Here is a 2,487-nt window from a genome sequence, read left to right as displayed (position 1 = left end):
GTAAGCCCCCAGCAAACCCATCTTGAAATGACTGGTTCTGAACGGCGACCATAGTGTCCACTCCATTTCTTGGTGGACACCATGAGTGCACTTCAAACTACCCCGAAACGTCCCGTTCGTGTGTATCGAGCACCTGAATTCAAATCGAAGTTGGTCAGGCTTGCGCTTGAACCTGGCGCCTCAGTTTCCGGCGTGGCCGTGGCGCACGGTGTGAACCCTAACCTGCTTCGTCGGTGGGTCAAAGAGTCTGGCGCTTTGATCACCCCGCCAGCTTTTGTTCCTGTTCGAATTGAATCCAGCGTCGTTCGTGACACTCACACGCCAGCGAGCAACAGCCAACGCGTCGAAGTCAACATCGCTCGCGGTGATCTCCACATTCAGTTTAAATTGGATTCATTGCAGATCACTGAACTTGGCCAAGTGCTTCGCGAGGTGTTGCGTTGATCCGTGTGGACGCAATCTGGATGAGCACCGCACCCTGCGACATGCGTTGTGGCATGGACACTTTGATGAATCAAATCATTGCCGTGTTTGGTGCTGCTCAGGCCCACCACGCTTATTTGTTTACAAACCGTGGTGCCAATCGAATGAAGGTCATTGTGCATGACGGCTTTGGAGTCTGGCTGTGCAGCCGCAGGCTGCACAAAGGTAGTTTTAATTGGGGCAAGAGTGCTGATTTAGGCTCATCGGTCACGCTGTCCACTGAACAATTCAACGCGCTGATTGTAGGGCTACCCTGGCAGCGTCTCGGCGAATATTCCAGCATCAAATATCTCTGAATTTCAATTGGCAAGATTGCCAATAGTTGGCGTGGATGGTGTGTGGCAATATCTGCGTCATGACCTCAAGCCCCACGCCAGAACAGATTGCCAAGATGGACGCAGACCAACTGCAGGCGATGCTACTGGGACAAATCAAAGCCAACTCGGTATTGCAGGTGGAGGCCCTTGAGCTTCGAGCTAGCAATATAAATCTTCAGGCTGTGAACGCCGAGCTTCAGGTGGTGGTGAAGTACAAAGACGCTGTCATCTCCAAGATCACCCTCGAACTGGCGCTTCACAAAAGGTTCCGGTTCAGCAAGAAGGCTGAATCCCTGACAGTTGAACAACGGCACTTGTTTGATGAAACAATCGACGGCGACACTGCTCAGATTGAGCAGGAAGAACTGGACAAGCTGCCCGAGCAAGACAAAGAAGTCGTTAGCAGAAACCTCAAGCCCAAGCGCAAAGCGCTGCCACCCGAGCTGCCCCGTACAGAAATTCGCCATGAACTTGATTCAACCCTGTGCAAATGTGGCTGCCAGTTAAAGCGGATTGGTGAAGATGTTTCTGAGAAGTTGAACCACCACCCTGGCACCTTCAGCGTAGAGCGCCACATCCGTGGCAAGTGGGTGTGTGATAGGTGCGAAACCCTGATTCAAGCCCCAGTGCCCGCGCATGTGATCGACAAGGGCATGGCCACCACCAACTTGTTGGCCCAAGTGCTGGTGAACAAGTTTGCAGACCACTTGCCGCTGTACAGGCAAGAACAAATGTTTGACCGCACTGGCTACAAACTATCGGCCAGCACCATGGGTTCCTGGGTAGGCCAGTGTGGCGCAGCTTTGCAGCCCTTAGTGAATGCATTGCGCACAGAAATCCTGAAACAAGGCGTGCTGCATGCGGATGAAACACCCATCACCATGCTGAACGGAGCGGCCAAGGATAAAAACAGCACCACCAAGAAAGCCTACTTGTGGGCCTATGCCACTACGCAACATGCTGACATCAAAGCAGTGGTGTTTGACTTTGCAGAAGGTCGAAGCGGTCAACATGCCAAGGCCTTTCTGGATGGCTGGAGTGGCACGCTGATTTGTGATGATTACCAAGGCTACAAAGCCCTGATCAAAGACAACCAAATTACGGAAGCAGGCTGCATGGCGCACGCGCGGCGCAAGTTCTTCGAACTGTTTGCTGCCAACAAGAGCCACATTGCCCAAGCCGCCCTGGAACAATTCAACGCCATTTATGCAGTTGAAGCACAGTTGCAAGACATGCCACCTGATGAGCGACGACATCGACGGCAAGCAGATATAAAACCGTTGATGGACAAACTTCGACAATGGTTGCTCGACCACAAGATCAAGGTGCCCGACGGGTCGGGCACGATGAAGGCCATTGATTACAGCTTGAAACGCTGGGATGCGCTCACCACATTCCTGGGTGATCCACACACGCCGATAGACAACAACTGGGTGGAGAACCAGATTCGCCCCATCGCAGTGGGTCGCAAGAACTGGCTATTTGCCGGAAGCCTGCGCTCAGGCCAACGCAATGCAGCGATCATGAGTCTTGTGCAATCGGCCAAACTCAATGGCCTGAACCCGCTGGAATATCTAAAGGATGTGATGGACCGCCTGCCCACGCAGCCGTACAGCAGGATCAATGAATTGCTGCCGCACAACTGGAAACCAGCGAACTAATCAAGACGGGTTTGCTGGGGGCTTAC

At 53.0% G+C, this 2,487-nt stretch carries 3 protein-coding genes; all 3 read left to right on the top strand.

Annotation, left to right across the window (positions count from 1 at the left end; all coding sequences use genetic code 11):
- Positions 1 to 81 precede the first annotated feature (81 nt).
- The 3 genes from FRIGORI9N_RS15525 to FRIGORI9N_RS13955 are packed head-to-tail and all read left to right on the top strand — an operon-like array spanning position 82 to position 2,461.
- Positions 82 to 444: a transposase gene (locus tag FRIGORI9N_RS15525; RefSeq protein WP_159572444.1), complete on the top strand. Its 363-nt coding sequence runs from the start codon at positions 82 to 84 to the stop codon at positions 442 to 444.
- 20 nt (positions 445 to 464) lie between these two features.
- A complete protein-coding gene (tnpB, locus tag FRIGORI9N_RS13960) occupies positions 465 to 779 on the top strand; it encodes an IS66 family insertion sequence element accessory protein TnpB (protein ID WP_256366127.1) in 315 nt (104 codons plus the stop codon).
- 59 nt (positions 780 to 838) lie between these two features.
- Positions 839 to 2,461, top strand: a complete 1,623-nt coding sequence (locus FRIGORI9N_RS13955; RefSeq protein WP_201301507.1) for an IS66 family transposase — start codon at positions 839 to 841, stop codon at positions 2,459 to 2,461.
- Positions 2,462 to 2,487 lie beyond the last annotated feature (26 nt).

This window comes from Limnobacter sp. 130, from assembly GCF_902506325.1.
In the GTDB taxonomy this organism is placed as follows: Bacteria; Pseudomonadota; Gammaproteobacteria; order Burkholderiales; family Burkholderiaceae_B; genus Limnobacter.
The sequence above is the reverse complement of the archived record's forward strand: the minus strand, read 5'-3'. Positions and strand labels throughout refer to the sequence as shown.